Origin of the sequence: Streptomyces sp. NBC_01707 (assembly GCF_041438805.1) — a bacterium.
Lineage (GTDB): Bacteria > Actinomycetota > Actinomycetes > Streptomycetales > Streptomycetaceae > Streptomyces.
The window spans coordinates 3,596,072-3,613,124 of sequence record NZ_CP109190.1; the positions used below are offsets into that span (position 1 = coordinate 3,596,072).

General features: G+C 70.6%; 14 protein-coding genes. 2 read left to right on the top strand and 12 right to left on the bottom strand.

The window, feature by feature from the left end:
- Positions 1-143: 143 nt before the first annotated feature.
- From OG963_RS16145 to OG963_RS16195, 11 genes are all read right to left on the bottom strand, one after another.
- Positions 144-2,252 carry a phosphocholine-specific phospholipase C gene (locus OG963_RS16145; protein WP_093772391.1) on the bottom strand — a complete coding sequence of 703 codons (2,109 nt, stop codon included), beginning with the start codon at positions 2,250-2,252 and terminating at the stop codon, positions 144-146.
- Between the two features lie 141 nt (positions 2,253-2,393).
- Complete coding sequence (locus tag OG963_RS16150) at positions 2,394-3,653, bottom strand: SLC13 family permease (RefSeq protein WP_371800300.1); 1,260 nt, start codon at positions 3,651-3,653, stop codon at positions 2,394-2,396.
- 110 nt (positions 3,654-3,763) lie between these two features.
- Positions 3,764-5,272: an Asp-tRNA(Asn)/Glu-tRNA(Gln) amidotransferase subunit GatB gene (gene gatB / locus OG963_RS16155; RefSeq protein WP_327126888.1), complete on the bottom strand. Its 1,509-nt coding sequence runs from the start codon at positions 5,270-5,272 to the stop codon at positions 3,764-3,766.
- Positions 5,273-5,288: 16 nt separating this feature from the next.
- Positions 5,289-5,528 carry a hypothetical protein gene (locus tag OG963_RS16160; RefSeq protein ID WP_030930926.1) on the bottom strand — a complete coding sequence of 80 codons (240 nt, stop codon included), beginning with the start codon at positions 5,526-5,528 and terminating at the stop codon, positions 5,289-5,291.
- Positions 5,525-7,027 carry an Asp-tRNA(Asn)/Glu-tRNA(Gln) amidotransferase subunit GatA gene (gene gatA, locus OG963_RS16165; protein WP_093772395.1) on the bottom strand — a complete coding sequence of 501 codons (1,503 nt, stop codon included), beginning with the start codon at positions 7,025-7,027 and terminating at the stop codon, positions 5,525-5,527. The genes OG963_RS16160 and gatA overlap by 4 nt, the downstream gene beginning before the upstream one ends.
- Before the next feature lie 5 nt (positions 7,028-7,032).
- On the bottom strand, positions 7,033-7,329 hold the full coding sequence (gatC, locus tag OG963_RS16170) for an Asp-tRNA(Asn)/Glu-tRNA(Gln) amidotransferase subunit GatC (protein WP_015036350.1): 297 nt from the start codon (positions 7,327-7,329) through the stop codon (positions 7,033-7,035).
- Between the two features lie 169 nt (positions 7,330-7,498).
- The gene (locus tag OG963_RS16175; RefSeq protein WP_371799190.1) at positions 7,499-9,682 is read right to left on the bottom strand and encodes a putative bifunctional diguanylate cyclase/phosphodiesterase; all 2,184 of its coding nucleotides are present in this window, start codon (positions 9,680-9,682) and stop codon (positions 7,499-7,501) included.
- A gap of 277 nt (positions 9,683-9,959) precedes the next feature.
- On the bottom strand, positions 9,960-12,155 hold the full coding sequence (ligA, locus tag OG963_RS16180; protein ID WP_371799191.1) for an NAD-dependent DNA ligase LigA: 2,196 nt from the start codon (positions 12,153-12,155) through the stop codon (positions 9,960-9,962).
- 30 nt (positions 12,156-12,185) lie between these two features.
- A complete protein-coding gene (locus tag OG963_RS16185; protein WP_093772401.1) occupies positions 12,186-13,211 on the bottom strand; it encodes a methionine synthase in 1,026 nt (341 codons plus the stop codon).
- A 56-nt stretch (positions 13,212-13,267) separates the two neighbouring features.
- Entirely contained in the window at positions 13,268-13,957 is a 690-nt protein-coding gene (locus OG963_RS16190; RefSeq protein WP_030930941.1) for an SDR family oxidoreductase, read from the bottom strand.
- A 28-nt stretch (positions 13,958-13,985) separates the two neighbouring features.
- Entirely contained in the window at positions 13,986-14,525 is a 540-nt protein-coding gene (locus OG963_RS16195; protein WP_030930943.1) for a TIGR00730 family Rossman fold protein, read from the bottom strand.
- Between the two features lie 89 nt (positions 14,526-14,614).
- Here OG963_RS16195 and OG963_RS16200 point away from each other — a divergent pair, with 89 nt between their 5' ends.
- Positions 14,615-14,950, top strand: coding sequence for a DUF427 domain-containing protein (locus tag OG963_RS16200; RefSeq protein ID WP_093772403.1), 336 nt, complete (start codon positions 14,615-14,617; stop codon positions 14,948-14,950).
- A gap of 96 nt (positions 14,951-15,046) precedes the next feature.
- Positions 15,047-15,847, top strand: a complete 801-nt coding sequence (locus OG963_RS16205) for an alpha/beta fold hydrolase (RefSeq protein WP_371799192.1) — start codon at positions 15,047-15,049, stop codon at positions 15,845-15,847.
- 59 nt (positions 15,848-15,906) lie between these two features.
- Here OG963_RS16205 and mnmA read toward each other — a convergent pair whose 3' ends face one another.
- Entirely contained in the window at positions 15,907-17,043 is a 1,137-nt protein-coding gene (gene mnmA / locus OG963_RS16210; protein WP_093772407.1) for a tRNA 2-thiouridine(34) synthase MnmA, read from the bottom strand.
- Positions 17,044-17,053 lie beyond the last annotated feature (10 nt).

Here is a 17,053-nt window from a genome sequence, read left to right on the forward strand (position 1 = left end):
GGCAGCCACTGTTGATCATTTGCCCGTTTCGTGGCGATGCTCACAGTGTCTGATTATTCCCTTACATGCCCGGCGTCCCGGCCATCTCCCGCCCTCCCGCGCGTCCCCGTCCAGGTGGGCACACCCACGACGGCCTGTTCCGGTCAGCCGGAGACGCTGGCCCGGCCGTTCTCGATGTGTCCCATCAGCCGACGGCTGAAGGCGTCGTCCCCGTCGACCGTGACGGCCAGGTCGTACCAGCCGTGCGCGTCGGCCGCCGAGTGGACGACCGTACGGCTCCGCCCCGGCTTGACCTTGATCGTCCTCGTCCAGTCCCGCAGGTCCGCCTCGTCGACGTAGCCCAGCGGCCGGACGGTGTAGGTGAGTGTCCGCCGCCCCGTGTTGCGCAGGGTGAGGTGCACATCGCGCTCGTGGGCGTCGACCCAGGTGGCGACCTCGGGTCCGCCTTCGGCGGTTCCGGCGAACTCGCGGCGGAAGCCGTTCGGCCCGGTCACCGTGAACCGGTACGCCTCACCGCTGACGGGCACCGTCCATATCGCCGTGCCCCTCACGTCCCGGTGCTGCGGAACGGGGAACTCTCCGGCGTAGGGGTAGAGCGCGAAGTGCGCCGATGAACGACCCGTGTTGCTGAGGGCGACCCGCACCGCTCCGTCCACGATCTTCGCCTGCGCGTCCGGCTGGTACGGCAGCGGACGGGCGGGCCGGGCACCGGGCTCCTGTACGGGCATCTGCTGGACGGCGGGCGGCTTCGGCACCCAGCGTCCGCTGAACGGCGGGATGACGCCCGGCTGCTCCATCTCGGGCCGACGCCGTCCGCGCGTGAAGTCGAAGGCAGACGTCAGATCACCGGTGACCGTGCGCCGCCAGTCGCTGATGTTCGGTTCCCGCACGCCGGTCCACCGCTCCAGGAAGCGGATCACGGAGGTGTGGTCGAAGACCTCGGAGCAGACGAAGCCGCCCACGGTCCACGGCGACACGACGAGCAGCGGCACGCGCACTCCGAGGCCGGTGGGCTTGGACTCCCACTGTTCGTCGGTCACCTCGGGCGGCGCGACCGGCGGCGGGACATGGTCGAAGAAGCCGTCGTTCTCGTCGTAGTTGATGATGACGGCGGTGTGCCGCCACACATCGGGGTGCCTGCCCAGCGCGTCCAGGACCTTGTAGACGATCGTCGCGCTGTGGATCGGGGAGGAGACGCTCGGGTGCTCGGAGTCGACCGCCGACGGCACCAGGTAGGAGACCTCGGGCAGTGTGCCCGCCGCGACGTCCTCGGCGAACGCGTCGGCCAGCGTGCCGGTCTCGACCCGGCGCAGCCCTCGCTCGAAGAGGCTGCGCTCGGCCTCGGTGAGCGTGGCGACCCCGTCCTCCAGCAGTCCGAGCAGCCGCTCGCGCTCCGCCGCGTCGTCCGTGTCACGGACTGCCGCGTAGAAGGACTCCATGTAGGTGTGGCCGCCGGTCTTCGCCAGCGCCTTGCGGGCGATCGCCTTGAACGTCGCGAAGAACTCGATCTGGTTGTCGGTGAAGTTCTCCCACTCGGTGTACGTCTTCCAGCTGTGCCCGGCCTTCTCCAGCCGTTCCGCGTAGGTGCTCCAGCCGTAGCCCGGGTGGGTGCCCTCGCTGTACGCGTCGTTGCCGACCGCCCGCCTGCCGTTCGCCTCGAAGCCCGTCTTCCCGCTCCACAAGTGGTTTCGGTTGGGGCTGGTGGAGGTGTGGATGGACGAGTGGTACGCGTCGCAGACCGTGAACGTGTCGGCCAGTTCGTAGTGCAGCGGGATGTCGCGGCGGTCGTAGTACGCCATGGTGGCGGCCGTCTTCGCGGTCACCCAGCCGTTCATCCAGCCGCCGGCCCACGCCTTGCCGCCGCCGCTCCAGGAGTGGTCGAGGGCGTTGACGTACTGGAGGTCCTTCTTCTGCGTCGCGGCGGCGTCCCGGATCGGGAACGGCAGCACGGAGGTGTCCGATGCTCCCGGCTGCTCGAAGACGGGCTTGCCGGAGGGCAGTTCGATCGCGTTGCGGTCGCCGAAGCCGCGTACACCGCGCAGAGTCCCGAAGTAGTGATCGAAGGAACGGTTCTCCTGCATCAGGATCACCACGTGCCTGATGTCCCCGAGGCCGCCGGACCCCGCCGGGCGCACCGGCTGCGCGGCGAGCGCGGCCTGCAGCGACGGAGGCAGCAGCGACCCGGCCGCCGCGGCACCGAGGGCGCCGCCACCGAGCGCGAGGAGTCGTCGCCGTGAGATGTCCGTGGTCAAGTTGAGCCTCCCGAGTCCGGTCCTACAGCCGGGAAGCTAATCAAGCCAGGTGGCGGCAGAAAGACCACCGTGCGGCCCGGCGGTGAACGTCCAGCAGGCCACCGCGGAGAGCCCGAACGCCTCGCCCGGCCGTGGTACCGGTCATACCCCGATCGTGTGCAGCGCCCCCCACAGCGCGACCGTCGACACCACCAGTGTCGCCGGTACGGTCAGCAGCCCCAACCGGGTGAAGTGGCCCAGTTCGGGTGCGACGCCATGGGTGTGCAGGATGCGGCGCCACAGGAGGGTGGCGAGCGAGCCCACGTACGTGAGGTTCGGGCCGAGGTTCACCCCGATCAGGGCGGCGAGCAGCGGCCCGGGCCCGGCCGCCGCGACGACCGGGAGCAGGGCGAGGATCGCGGGCAGGTTGTTGATCAGGTTGGCGAGCACGGCGGCCACGGTTGCCACCGCCAGAAGTGCGGGCAGTGACGAATCGCCGGGCAGGAGCGCGCCGATCCCGGCGCCGAGGCCGTGGTCGACGACCGCCTTGACCACCACACCGAGGGCGAGCACGAAGAGGCAGAACAGCGGGTGGGCGGCCTGCACCAGGCCCTTGACCGTCGTCCTGCGCTGACCGAGCGCCCGGACCGCGAGCACCGCCGCCCCGGCCAGCGCGGCCCACAGCGGTTCCGCGCCCGCGAACGAGGTGATGACGAAGCCCGCCAGTGTCAGGGCGAGGACGACGAGCGTGAAGACGGGGACGCCGGTCGGCTCCTCGTCCGGATCCGGCGGGTGCGCGCCCGCTGCCAGGTCGTCGGCGAAGACGCGGCGGAAGATGACGTACTCGACGGCGATGGCAGCCAGCCACGGCAGCGACATCAGTGCGGCGAAGCGGGTGAAGGAGAGGCCGCTCGCGGTGAACGCCAGCAGGTTGGTGAGGTTGGAGACGGGAAGCAGCAGGGACGCCGAGTTGGCGAGATGCGCGCAGGCGTAGACGTACGGGCGGGGGTGGGCGCCGACACGGGCGGCGGTGGCGATGACGACGGGCGTCAGCAGGACCACCGTGGCGTCCAGGCTGAGGACGGCCGTGATCAGCGCCGCCACGACGAAGACCCCGCCGAGCAGCGGCCCGGTCCGTCCCCGGCAGAGGCGGGCGACCATATGGCCGGCGGCGGTGAACAGTCCTTCGTCGGCGCAGAGCTGGGCCAGCACGAGAATGGCGGCGAGGAAGCCGACGACCGGCAGCAGGCTGCCGACCTGGGCCCGTGCCTCCGCGAACGGCACCGCGCCCATGCCCACCACCAGTACGGCGGCGGGTACGGCGATCGTCGCCTCGGGCAGCCCCCGGGGGCGTGCGACGGCGAACGCCAGCACCGCGAGAAGCAGCGCGACGGAGACGATCTCGGCGGTGACGGTGTTCAGCGGACTCTCTCTCCGGAAGCGCGAGGAATCATGAAGGGGCGGTGCACCCGTCGGCCGGGTGTACCGCCCCTTCACCTACGTACGTACGCAGCCGCGGCTGCGCGAAGGACTCAGCCCTCGACGCCGAGCTTCTCCAGGATCAGCTCGCGCACCCGGGCCGCGTCCGCCTGGCCGCGGGTGGCCTTCATGACCGCGCCGACGAGCGCACCCGCCGCCGCGACCTTGCCACCGCGGATCTTGTCCGCGACGGCCGCGTTGGCGGCGATGGCCTCGTCCACGGCCGCGCCCAGCGCGCCCTCGTCCGAGACGACCTTCAGGCCCCGCTTCTCGACGACTGCGTCCGGGTCGCCCTCGCCCGCGAGGACACCCTCGATGACCTGGCGCGCCAGCTTGTCGTTGAGGTCGCCGGAGGCGACGAGCTCGGTCACCCGGGCCACCTGCGCCGGGGTGATCGCCAGCGCGTCCAGGGCGACACCGGTCTCGTTGGACTGCCGGGCCAGCTCGCCCATCCACCACTTGCGGGCCTGGTCGGACGGGGCACCCGCCTCGGTCGTGGCGACGATCAGGTCGACCGCGCCCGCGTTGAGGATCGACTGCATGTCGAACTCCGAGACGCCCCACTCCTCGCGCAGCCGGTTGCGGCGTACCCGCGGCAGCTCGGGAAGCCCCTTGCGCAGCTCCTCGACCCAGTCGCGGGCCGGGGCGACGGGCACCAGGTCCGGCTCCGGGAAGTAGCGGTAGTCCTCGGCGTTGTCCTTGATGCGGCCGGCCGTGGTGGAGCCGTCCTCCTCGTGGAAGTGCCGGGTCTCCTGCACGACCTTGGCGCCGGAGTTCAGCACCGCGGCATGGCGCTGGATCTCGTAACGGGCGGCGCGCTCGACGGAACGCAGCGAGTTCACGTTCTTCGTCTCGGAGCGGGTACCGAACGTCTCGGTGCCGTTGGGGCGCAGCGACAGGTTCACGTCGCAGCGCATCTGGCCCTGCTCCATGCGGGCCTCGGATACGCCCAACGCCTTGATGAGCTCGCGCAGCTCGGCGACGTACGCCTTCGCGACCTCGGGGGCTCGCGCGCCCGCTCCCTCGATCGGCTTGGTGACGATCTCGATCAGCGGGATGCCCGCACGGTTGTAGTCCAGCAGGGAGTGGGACGCGCCGTGGATACGGCCCGTGGCGCCGCCGACGTGCAGCGACTTACCGGTGTCCTCCTCCATGTGGGCGCGCTCGATCTGCACCCGGAAGGTCTCCCCGTCCTCCAGCTGGACGTCCAGATAGCCGTCGAAGGCGATCGGCTCGTCGTACTGCGAGGTCTGGAAGTTCTTCGGCATGTCCGGATAGAAGTAGTTCTTCCGGGCGAAGCGGCACCACTCGGCGATCTCGCAGTTCAGCGCGAGACCGATCTTGATGGCGGACTCGACGCCGATGGCGTTGACGACCGGCAGCGAGCCGGGCATGCCGAGGCAGGTCGGGCACGTCTGCGAGTTCGGCTCCGCGCCCAGCTCGGTGGAGCAGCCGCAGAACATCTTGGTCTTGGTGCCGAGCTCGACATGGACCTCCAGGCCCATGACGGGGTCGTACGTCGCGAGGGCGTCCTCGTACGGCACCAGGTCAGTGACAGTCACGGTGAAACTTTCCCTCTCAACCCAGCAGTACGTCGTCGTCGCCCAGGCGCTTCAGCTCTCGGTAGAGAAGAGCGATGCCGGTGGCGATGGCGGCAGCGGAGACGACGGCGTCGACCAGCCGGAGCGTGTCGTGCTCGGAGCGTGCCTTCTTGGCCTGCTTGAGCACGCTGACCGCGCCGAACGCGGTGGTGCCGATGGACAGGTACGTACCGGTCTTGGACTTCTTGAAGCCCTTGGCCTTGGTCAGTGCACTCACAGTGACGGAGCCTCCTCCAGCAGCGGGTGCCCCCACCTTTCCACGAAGGCGGCCTCGACGGCGGCCCCGACCTTGTACAGCCGGTCGTCCTTCATGGCGGGGGCGATGATCTGCAGACCGACCGGCAGGCCGTCCTCCGGCGCCAGACCGCAGGGCAGCGACATCGCGGAGTTGCCGGCCAGGTTGGTCGGAATGGTGCACAGGTCGGCCAGGTACATCGCCATCGGGTCGTCGGCGCGCTCGCCGATCGGGAAGGCGGTGGTCGGCGTCGTCGGCGAGACGATCACGTCGACCTGCTCGAAGGCCTTCTCGAAGTCCCGGGTGATGAGCGTGCGGACCTTCTGCGCCGAGCCGTAGTACGCGTCGTAGTAGCCGGAGCTGAGTGCGTACGTACCGAGGATGACGCGGCGCTTGACCTCGTCGCCGAAGCCGGCCTCGCGAGTGAGCGCGGTGACCTCCTCGGCGGACTTCGTGCCGTCGTCGCCGACCCGGAGGCCGTACCGCATGGCGTCGAAGCGGGCCAGGTTCGAGGAGCACTCGGACGGCGCGATCAGGTAGTACGCCGACAGACCCAGGTCGAAGGACGGGCAGTCCAGCTCGACGACGGTGGCACCGAGCGACTTCAGAAGCTCGACCGACTCGTTGAAGCGCTGGACGACACCGGCCTGGTAGCCCTCGCCGGAGAACTGCTTGACGACGCCGATGCGCATGCCGTCGACGCTGCCGTTGCGGGCGGCCTCGACGACCGGCGGGACCGGGGCGTCGATGGACGTCGAGTCCAGCGGGTCGTGTCCGGCGATCACCTCGTGGAGCAGCGCCGCGTCCAGGACCGTGCGGGCGCACGGGCCACCCTGGTCGAGGGAGGACGAGAAGGCGACCATGCCGTAGCGGGAGACCGCACCGTAGGTGGGCTTGACGCCGACGGTGCCCGTGACGGCGGCGGGCTGGCGGATGGAACCGCCGGTGTCCGTGCCGATGGCGAGCGGGGCCTCGAACGACGCGAGCGCGGCCGAGGAGCCACCTCCGGAGCCGCCCGGGATCCGGGTGAGATCCCACGGGTTACCGGTCGGGCCGTAGGCGCTGTTCTCGGTGGAGGACCCCATGGCGAACTCGTCCATGTTGGTCTTGCCGAGGATGACGACGTCGGCGTCCTTCAGCTTCTTGGTCAGGGTCGCGTCGTACGGCGGGACCCAGCCCTCGAGGATCTTCGAGCCGACGGTGGTCGGCATCGTCTTCGTGGTGAAGATGTCCTTCAGCGCGAGCGGAACACCGGCCAGCGGGCCGAGCTTCTCGCCCGCGGCCCTCTTCGCGTCGACGGCGCGGGCCTGCGCGAGCGCGCCCTCACGGTCGATGTGCAGGAAGGCGTGGACCTTCTCGTCGACCGCGTCGATCCGGGCCAGGTGCGCCTCGGTGACCTCGACGGCCGTGAGCTCGCCGGAAGCGATCTTCCCGGCGATCTCGGCGGCGGTGAGCTTGATGATGGAACTGTTGTCCGTCATGACTTCTAGTCCTCCCCCAGGATCTGCGGCACCTTGAAACGCTGCTGCTCCTGGGCCGGGGCGCCGGAGAGCGCCTGCTCGGGGGTGAGCGACGGACGGACCTCGTCCGCGCGCATGACATTGGTCAGCGGCAGCGGGTGGGAGGTCGGCGGTACGTCTTGGTCGGCGACCTCGGAGACGCGGGCGACCGCGCCGATGATGTCGTCGAGCTGACCGGCGAAGTGATCGAGCTCTTCGCCCTTCAGCTCCAGACGCGCCAGCCGGGCGAGGTGGGCGACCTCCTCGCGCGTGATGCCAGGCATGCAGCGATCCTCAGGGGTGAGTGTTGTGGTTTTGGCCCCAATCCTATGGGGTCCGGCGCCGACGGGGCCGCCACCCATGGATCACTCGCCTCCGGTCAGCCCCCGGCCGCGCCCGTATCGGGGGTGATCGGCTCGATTCCGCCGCCGGGATCCGGGCCGCCGGGCCCGCTCAGGTCGTCGCCGGACGCGACTGCGCGGACCGCCCGGGCTGCCGCTGCTCCAACTCGGCCACCGCTGCCGTCACGCCCGTCACCCCCGATGCGGCGGCGGCAGCGGCCGCGGCGGCCGCCGCCTTCAGCTCCGCCGGCCGCCGCCAGCCGTGCTCGCCGCGCGCCCGCAGCCACGCCGTCGTCTCCTGCGGCGGCATCGCGGCCGCGACCAGCCACCCCTGCACCGCATCGCAGCGCAGATCCCGCAGCCGCTCCCACGTCTCGTCGTCCTCGACGCCCTCGGCGACGACCAGCAGGCCTAGCGAGTGGGCCAGGTCGATGGTGCAGCGGACGATCTCCGCGTCCTCGTTGTCGACGGCCAGCCGGGCGACGAAGGACCGGTCGATCTTCAGCTCGCTGACCGGCAGCCGGCGCAGGTGCACCAGCGAGGAGTAACCCGTACCGAAGTCGTCGAGGGACATCTTCACGCCGTGCCCGGTGAGGCCGGCCAGCGTGTCGGCCGCGCGCTGCGGGTCCTCCAGCAGCACGTGTTCCGTTATCTCGAGCTGGAGGGAGCCGGCCGGGACGCCGTGCCGGGCGAGCCGCGCCGCCACGCCGCCCGCGAAGCCCGGGGTGTGGACGTCGCGCGGGGATACGTTGACCGCGACCGGGACGAACAGGCCCTGCGCCCGCCACCGGGCGACCTGGGCCAGCGCCGTCTCCAGCACGTAATCGGTGAGGTGCGGCATCAGACCCGAGGACTCGGCGATGGCGATGAACTCGTCCGGAGGAACCCGGCCGCGCTCCGGGTGCACCCAGCGCACCAGCGCCTCGAGCCCGGCCACCTGACCGTCGAACCGGACCTTCGGCTGGTAGTGGAGCTCCACCTCGCCGGCGTCCAGCGCGCGCCGCAGGTCCCCGAGGAGTCCGAGTCGGTCCGGGGTGTTGCTGTCCCGCTTCGACTCGTACACCTCGACGCCCGTACGGTCCCGCTTGGCCTGGTACATCGCCACGTCCGCCCGTCTGAGCAGCCCTTCGGCGTCCAGCGCGTGGTCGGGGTAGACGGCGACTCCGGCGCTGGCCTCCAGCACCAGCGTGAGGCCGTCGAGGTCCAGTGGTGAGGAGAGCTCTGCGACCAGATGGCGGGCGACGCGCTGGGCACTGGTGGTGGAGTCCGCGGTCGGCAGCAGTACGGCGAACTCGTCGCCGCCGAGCCGCGCGGCCTCCGCTCCGCGCGGCAGGGCCAGCCGGAGGCGCTCCGCTATCTGCAGCAGCAGCCGGTCCCCCGCGAGATGGCCGAGGGTGTCGTTGACCGCGCGGAACCGGTCGAGGTCGATCAGGACGAGCGCGGATCTGGCGCCGATGTTCTCGGCGTCCTCCAGCGCTGTCCATGTGCGCTCCAGCAGCCACTGCCGGTTGGGCAGCCCGGTCAGCGGGTCCCGCAGCTGCTCCTCGGCCCGCGCCCGGGCGATCCAGAGGGTGGAGTCCAGGGCGATCAGCGGAACGGCGAACAGCGGCAGCAGTACGGGGGTGGCGATCGCGACGACGCAGATCAGTGGGGCGAGCCCGAGGAGCGCGACCGCCACGAGCCCCTGGCGCAGCAGGGCGGTGCGGGCGATGGTCGGCAGCCCGCCGCCCTGGGGTGTCCGTGCGTACCAGAGGAGGACCCTGGTGACGACGAGGTACGTGGACGCGGCCAGAACGACTTCCGGGACGGCGTCGATGCCCCAGTCGAGTGGCTTCCAGGGCGACTCGACGCTCTGCACGTCGCCGAACGCGGCGAGGACCAGAGCCGCCGCACCTATCCCCAGGATGTCCACCGCACCGTGCAGCAGCCCCTGCCACCAGCGGTGTCTGCGGGCCACCCCGACGAGCACGACGACGACCAGGCTGACCAGGCCGGCGGGCACCCAGCCGTAGAGCAGCAGCACGGCAAGGGTGAGGGCGGCACCCGATCCGGTGCCGCCCCACCAGCGGTCCCGCCCGAGCGCGACGAGATGGCCGACGATGATCCCGGTGAGGACGGCGAGCGACCAGCCGGCCGCACCGTTCGGGAAGAGTGCGTGCCCGGCGCTCACGGTCCGGTAGAAGCCGGTCGCCAGCTGAACGGTGGCGACCAGTACAACGGCGGCACCCACTTTGGGCATGAGGCCGAGGAAACCTTGCAGCCGCGACACCGGTGCGGTGCTCTCGGTCGGTTTCATTCCGTCCCTCTCACAGCCGGCGGTGCCGATGTCACCTGCTCGTCCCGCTCCCATGCCACCACGAACCCACGGCTGTCACGCAGCCGGGATCACCGTCACGCAACCGGGCACGGCACGCGCACATCTCAACAGTAGGCCGCGGAACGCCCGTACGGGCAGCGCTCTACAGCTCTTGCCCGAATGCGAACTGACCATCACTCAGCATCTGGTATGCACCGAACGGGTGAACCGGGCTTCCCGGTCATGCCGTTCGCCCGTCCGGGCCGCAGCGGCCCGGCTACTCCGCGACCGGTCCGACGACCGGCACAGCCGCCTCGAGTGCCGCGTCAGGACCCTGTTCGAGCAGTACGGCGAAGCCCGCCCCGTCCAGAACCGGAACCTTCAGTTGCATCGCCTTGTCGTACTTCGAGCCCGGATTGTCGCCGACCACCACGAAGGAGGTCTTCTTCGAAACGGATCCTGTCACCTTTGCCCCACGGCTCTGCAGGGCCTCTTTCGCGCCATCCCTGGTGTGATCGGCCAGCGTGCCCGTGACGACGACGACGAGCCCTTCGAGCGGACGCGGCGCCTCGTCCTCACCCGCACTCTCGTCGGCCATCCGGACCCCGGCCTCCCGCCACTTGCGCAGGATCTCCCGGTGCCAGTCCTCCGCGAACCACTGGGTGACCGAGGCGGCGATGATGGGTCCGACGCCGTCCGCTGCGGCCAGTTCCTCCTCGGTCGCCGCCTCGATGCGGTCCATCGAACGGAACTGCCGGGCCAGTTCCTCGGCCGCGACCGGGCCGACGTGCCGGATCGAGAGCCCGGTGAGGATCCGGGCCAACGGCGCCTGTTTGGCGGCGGTGATCGACTCCAGCATCGCCACGGCGTTCTTCTTCGGCTCGCCGTGCTGGTTGGCGAAGACCAGGGCGGTCTTCTCCTCGCCGGTCCTCGGGTCGTGCTTGGGCAGTCCGCTGTCCATGTCCAGGACGTAGGCCCGGATCGGCAGCAGCTGCTCGATCGTCAACCCGAAGAGGTCGCTCTCGTCGCGCAGGGGCGGCTCGGTGGGCTCCAGCGGCTTGGTCAGGGCGGCCGCCGCGACATACCCGAAGTGGTCGATGTCCAGGCACTTGCGGCCCGCGAGATAGGCGACGCGCTCGCGCAACTGCGCGGGGCAGAAGCGCGCGTTGGGACAGCGGACGTCGATGTCGGCCTCCTTCATGGGCCGCAGCTCCGTCCCGCACTCGGGGCAGTGGGTCGGCATCACGAACGCCCGCTCGGTGCCGTCCCGCAGATCGACGACCGGGCCGAGGATCTCCGGGATCACATCGCCCGCCTTGCGGATCACCACCGTGTCCCCGATGAGGACGCCCTTCTCCTTCACCACGTTCTGGTTGTGCAGGGTGGCGAACTCGACCTCGGAGCCTGCCACCTCGACGGGTTCGACCTGTGCGTACGGAGTGACCCGGCCGGTGCGTCCGACACCGACCCGGATGTTCACCAGCTTGGTGTTCACCTCTTCCGGCGGGTACTTCCAGGCGATCGCCCAGCGCGGGGCGCGCGAGGTGGAGCCCAGCCGGCCCTGGAGCGCGATCTCGTCGAGCTTGACGACGACTCCGTCGATCTCGTGCTCCACGGAGTGCCGGTTCTCGCCGAAGTAGGCGATGAACTCCCTGACATCGTCGAGGGAGTCGACGACCTTGTTGTACTTCGCGGTGGGCAGGCCCCATTCGTGCAGCAGCTCGTAGGCATGCGAGAGCCGGTCGATCCGGAAGCCCTCACGGGCACCGATGCCGTGCACCACCATGTGCAGCGGGCGGCCGGCGGTGACCTTCGGGTCCTTCTGGCGCAGTGAGCCCGCCGCCGCGTTGCGCGGGTTCGCGAACGGCTTGTCGTCGACCGCGACCAGCCGGGCGTTGAGCTCCTCGAATGCCTCCATCGGGAAGAAGACCTCGCCGCGGATCTCGACCAGCGCCGGGATCCGGTCGCCCTTCAGCCGGTGCGGGATCTCGGCGATCGTGCGGACATTGGGAGTGATGTCCTCGCCGGTGCGGCCGTCGCCACGGGTCGCGGCGCGGGTCAGCAGCCCCTGCTCGTACGTGAGGTTGACCGCGAGGCCGTCCACCTTGAGCTCGCACAGGAAGTGGTAGGGGGCGGCGCCGACGTCCTTGGCGACGCGCTCGGCCCAGACCGCCAGCCCCTCGTCGTCGAAGGCGTTGTCCAGGGAGAGCATCCGTTCGCGGTGCTCGACCGAGGTGAACTCCGTCCGGTACGGCCCCGCGACCTTCTGGGTCGGCGACTCGGGCGTACGCAGCTGCGGGTACTCGTCCTCCAGGTCCTGCAGCGAGCGCATCAGCCGGTCGAACTCGGCGTCGCTGACGACCGGCTGGTCGTTCACGTAGTACCGGAAGCGGTGTTCCTCGATCTGCTCGGCAAGGAGCGCATGCCGCTGCTGCGCCTCCGCGGGCACTTCCGATTTCTGTCCGCTGGCCATCGTCTCGTCCTCCCGTTACCCGATACCCGCTTACTCAGGGTTGTCTGCGAGCGATCTCGCGGCCCGGGCGCAGTGGGCGAGCGCGGCGCGCGCATACGCGGGCGACGCACCTGCGAGCCCGCACGACGGGGTGATCACCAGCGACTCGGCAAGAGTCCCCGGATTCAGCCCCAGCCTGCGCCACAGCGTCCTGACACCCATGACGCTACCGCCCGGGTCCGACAATGCGTCCGAAGCCGGGTCGGTGCCGGGCACGACCCCGAGGAAGAGCTGCGTACCGCCTTCGACCGCTTCCCCGATCGCCTCCTCCTCACGCTCGGTGAGCAGTGAGAAGTCGAACGAGATCCCGTCGGCCCCGGCCCGGCGCAGCAGCGCGAACGGCACGTCCGGCGCGCAGGTGTGCACGAGCGTCGCCTCTTCCCCGTTCGCCGCCAGGACATCGCGGAGCGTGCCCTCCACCACCTGCCGGTCCACGGCCCGGTAGGTGCGGTAGCCGCTCGCCGTCCTGATGTGCCCACGCAGTACGCCGGTCAGGGACGGTTCGTCGAGCTGGAGGATCACCCGGGCGCCGGGCATCCTGCGCCGTACCTCCGAGAGATGGCCCAGCAGCCCCTCGGCCAGCGAGGCCGCCAGATCGCGGCAGGCCCCCGGGTCGCCGAGCACGGCCTCGCCGCCCCGCCGTTCCAGCGCGGCGGCGAGCGTCCAGGGGCCGACGGCCTGGACCTTGAGCGGCCCCTCGTACCCCTGGGTGAACTCCTCCAGGGCGTCGAGGTCCTCACCCAGCCAGGAGCGGGCCCGCCGGGTGTCACGGCCCGGCCGGTCGCTGATGCGCCAGCCGCTCGGCTCGACATGGCCGTACATGTCGACGAGCAGTCCGATGGTCCGCCCGATCATGTCGGCGCCGGGCCCGCGTGCGGGCAGTTCCGGCAGATGCGGCAGACCCTCACCGTCCGCGAAGGACCCGGTGACGGTCTTCGCCGCCTCCCGCGCATCTCCCCCGGGCATCGATCCGACCCCGGTCGCGCGGCACCCGCTGAACTTGCTTTTCTCGGTCACGCAGGAAGCCTACGGTCCGGGCCGCCGGGCCCGGCGCGGGCCCGGCGGTCGGGGCTTCAGCGCCCGGGGCGGACCGTGAGGTCGTTGACCTCGGCGTCGCGCGGCAGGTCGATCGCCATCACGATCGTGGTCGCCACGGACTCCGGGTCGATGAACCGGGAGGCGTCGTACTCCTTGCCCTCCTGCTGGTGCACCTTGGCCTGCATGGGGCTGGCAGTACGTCCGGGGTAGACGGAGCTCACCCGGACACCGTTTCCGTGCTCCTCCTGGCGCAGCGAGTCGGCGAGCGCCTTCAGCCCGTGCTTGCTCGCGGCGTACGCGCCCCACTGGGCGTTCGCGCTGAGCCCTGCACCCGAGTTCACGAAGACGACATGGCCCTGGGCCACGCGCAGTTGCGGCAGGAAGAGCCGGGTCAGCTCCGCAGGGGCGACCAGGTTGGTGTTGAGCTGGAAATGCCATGCCTTGGGCGTGAGCTCCCCGACCTGGCCCAGCTCCACGACACCCGCGACGTGGAGCAGCGAGTCGATCCGCTCCGGGAGCGACTGCTGCGCGAAGGCCCAGGACAGCCGGTCCGGGTTGCCGAGGTCGCCGACGAGCGTGCGGGCCCCGGGGTGGAGCGCGGCCAGCTCCTTGGCGCGGCCCGCGTCACGGGCCAGCAGCACGAGTTCGTCACCGCGCTCCAGGAGACGGCGGGCGACAGCTGCTCCGATGCCGGAGCCGGCGCCGGTGATGAGGTGAGTGGACATGCGCCCATGGTCGCATCCGGCCGCGTGGCTACTGAATGCCGGACCACTCCTCCAGGTAGGCCAGCGCCCCGACCCCGTCCTTCGCGAAGAACACCAGGTCGGTGAGGGGAAGGGGCAGGAAGCCTTCGTCCTCCATGCGCTGGAACTGCAGACGCAGCCCGTCGTAGAAACCCGCCGTGTTCAGCAGGACGACCGGCTTGTCGTGCTTGCCGTGCTTCTTCAGCTCCAGGATCTCCGTGGCCTCGTCGAGCGTCCCCATACCGCCCACCATGATCACGACGGCGTCGGCCTTCTCCAGGAGCAGCGCCTTGCGCTCGGCGAGATCGCGTGCGATCACCATCTCGTCGGCATCGGTCCGGGCCAGGGCGGCCATGAAGTCCACCGAGACCCCGACGAGCCGCCCGCCCGACTCCTGCACCCCGTCGGCCACCACCTTCATCAGCCCGCTCTCCGAGCCACCCCAGACAAGTGTGTGTCCGCCGCGGCCCATCAGTTCGGCGAACTCGCGGGCGGGCCGGGTGTAGCGGTCGTCGAGGTCGGCGGCGGAGAGAAAGACGCAGATGTTCATGCATCAACCGTAAGTGCCCCCACGGACACGCGACGGGACGGGGTGTCGATCCGGGGAAGAATCCGGCGCACGGCACGGCTGAACAAGACATGACTTCCACCACAGGACATGTGATCACCGTCGAGCCCGGCACCGAGCATGTGCGCGTGGTGCGTGACGGTCAGCTGCTCGCCGAGAGCCGCCGTCCGCTCGTACTGCGCGAGACGGGCTGTCCGGTCCGCTACTACCTGCCGCCCGAGGACGTCCGCACGGAACTGCTCACGGCCTCGGACACCCGCACCCACTGCCCGTTCAAGGGGGATGCCTCGTACTGGTCACTGCCGGACGCGGCCGATCTCGTCTGGGCCTATCCGGACCCCAAGCCCGAAGTCACCGCGATCAAGGACCACTTCTGCTTCTACGACACCGAGACGGTCTCCGACTGATCGCCGGACACCGTGCTGAACTGCGGAGTTGAAGAATCTCGAAACACTTCCTCGCCGCAGCGATGAGTTCTGCCGTGCGCCACGGTCCATCCACACATGGACAAGACCCCTTCCCGTGACGGCACTTTGATCGCCCACCGGCGCAGCGGTGACGGGCCGCCCGTGATTCTGGTGGGCGGGGCGCTGAGCACTGCGGCGACCGAGGCACCGCTGGCGGAACTTCTGGCGTCGCGGTTCAGCGTCGTGACCTATGACCGGCGCGGCCGCGGCTCCAGCGGCGACGGTGCGCCGTACGCGGTGGAGCGCGAGGTCGAGGATCTGGCGGCGATGATCGATCGGGTCGGTGGGCGGGCCTCGGTGTTCGGGATGTCGTCCGGCGGCGCCCTGGCGCTGGAGGCGCAGGCCGCGGGGCTGCCCGTCGACCTGCTCGCGGTGTACGAACCGCCGTTCGCCCCGGACGCACCGGGCCGCCGGGCCAAGGCGCGCTACGCGAGCCGGCTGCACCGCCTGCTGTCGGCCGGGGACCGGGCGGCGGCACTAGAGCTGTTCCTGTCGCTCGCGGGGATCCCGGCCGACATGATCGCCCGGATGCGGCAAGCCGCAATGTGGCGCGGCCTCGAATCACTGGCGCACACCCTGGCGTACGACGACGCGATCCTCGGCAACGGCACGGTCCCCGCCGAGCGTCTCGGATCCGTCACGGCGCGCACCATGGTGCTCACGGGCGGGTTCAGTCCCACCCCGATGCGCACCCTGACCCGTGTCCTCGCGGACGCGATCCCGCGCGCCCGGCACCGCACACTGACGGGCCAGACGCATGATCTGGCGCCACAGGTGGTCGCGCCGGTGCTGGCGGAGTTCTTCTCGAAGGACATGTACGTCAGCCGGGCGTCGTAGGTCCCGCGGCCGCGACGCCTCGTCGCGGCCCGAGCCCGGCCCGCCGCGGAGGAACCGCTTCAGCCCCGCGCGACCGCGGCTTCGGTGCGCCGGACCGTCGTCGCGATCGTCGCCGAGCCGACCACTCGTGTCCCGTCGTACAGCACGACCGCCTGTCCGGGGGCCACGCCCCGTACCGGCTCCGTGAAGGTGACGTTCAGCGTGCCGTCGACGAGCTCGGCGGTCACCTCGGTCTCACCGCCGTGGGCGCGGAGCTGCGCAGTGTACGTACCGGGGCCGGCCGGGGCCGTGCCGCACCAGCGGGGCTTGATCGCCGTCAGCGCCGTGACGTCGAGGGCCTCCACAGGGCCGACCGTCACCGTGTTGTTCACCGGGGAGATGTCGAGGACGTAGCGCGGCTTGCCGTCGGCGGCGGGGTGGCCGATGCGCAGGCCCTTGCGCTGGCCGATGGTGAAACCGAAGGCGCCCTCGTGGGTGCCGAGCCTGTTGCCGGACTCGTCGAGGATGTCGCCCTCGGCCTTGCCGCCGAGGCGGTCGGCAAGGAAGCCCTGGGTGTCGCCGTCGGCGATGAAGCAGATGTCGTGGCTGTCGGGCTTCTTCGCCACGGCCAGGCCACGGGCCTCCGCCTCGGCGCGGATCTCGTCCTTGGTGGTGAGGGTGTCGCCGAGCGGAAACATCGCGTGGGCGAGCTGCCTCTCGTCCAGCACACCGAGGACGTACGACTGGTCCTTGGCCATGTCCGAGGCGCGGTGCAGCTCGCGGCTGCCGTCCTCGTTCAGCACGACGGTGGCGTAGTGGCCGGTGCAGACGGCGTCGAAGCCGAGCGCGAGCGCCTTGTCGAGCAGCGCCGCGAACTTGATCTTCTCGTTGCAGCGCAGACACGGGTTGGGCGTGCGGCCCGCCTCGTACTCGGCGATGAAGTCCTCCACGACGTCCTCGCGGAAGCGTTCCGCCAGGTCCCAGACGTAGAACGGGATGCCGATGACGTCCGCGGCGCGGCGGGCGTCACGGGAGTCCTCGATGGTGCAACAGCCGCGCGCTCCGGTACGGAACGACTGCGGGTTCGCGGAGAGTGCCAGGTGCACACCGGTCACGTCGTGGCCCGCCTCGGCGGCGCGGGCCGCGGCGACGGCGGAGTCGACACCGCCCGACATGGCGGCGAGCACACGGAGGGGGCGCTGGGAAGTCTGAGTCATAGCTCCACCA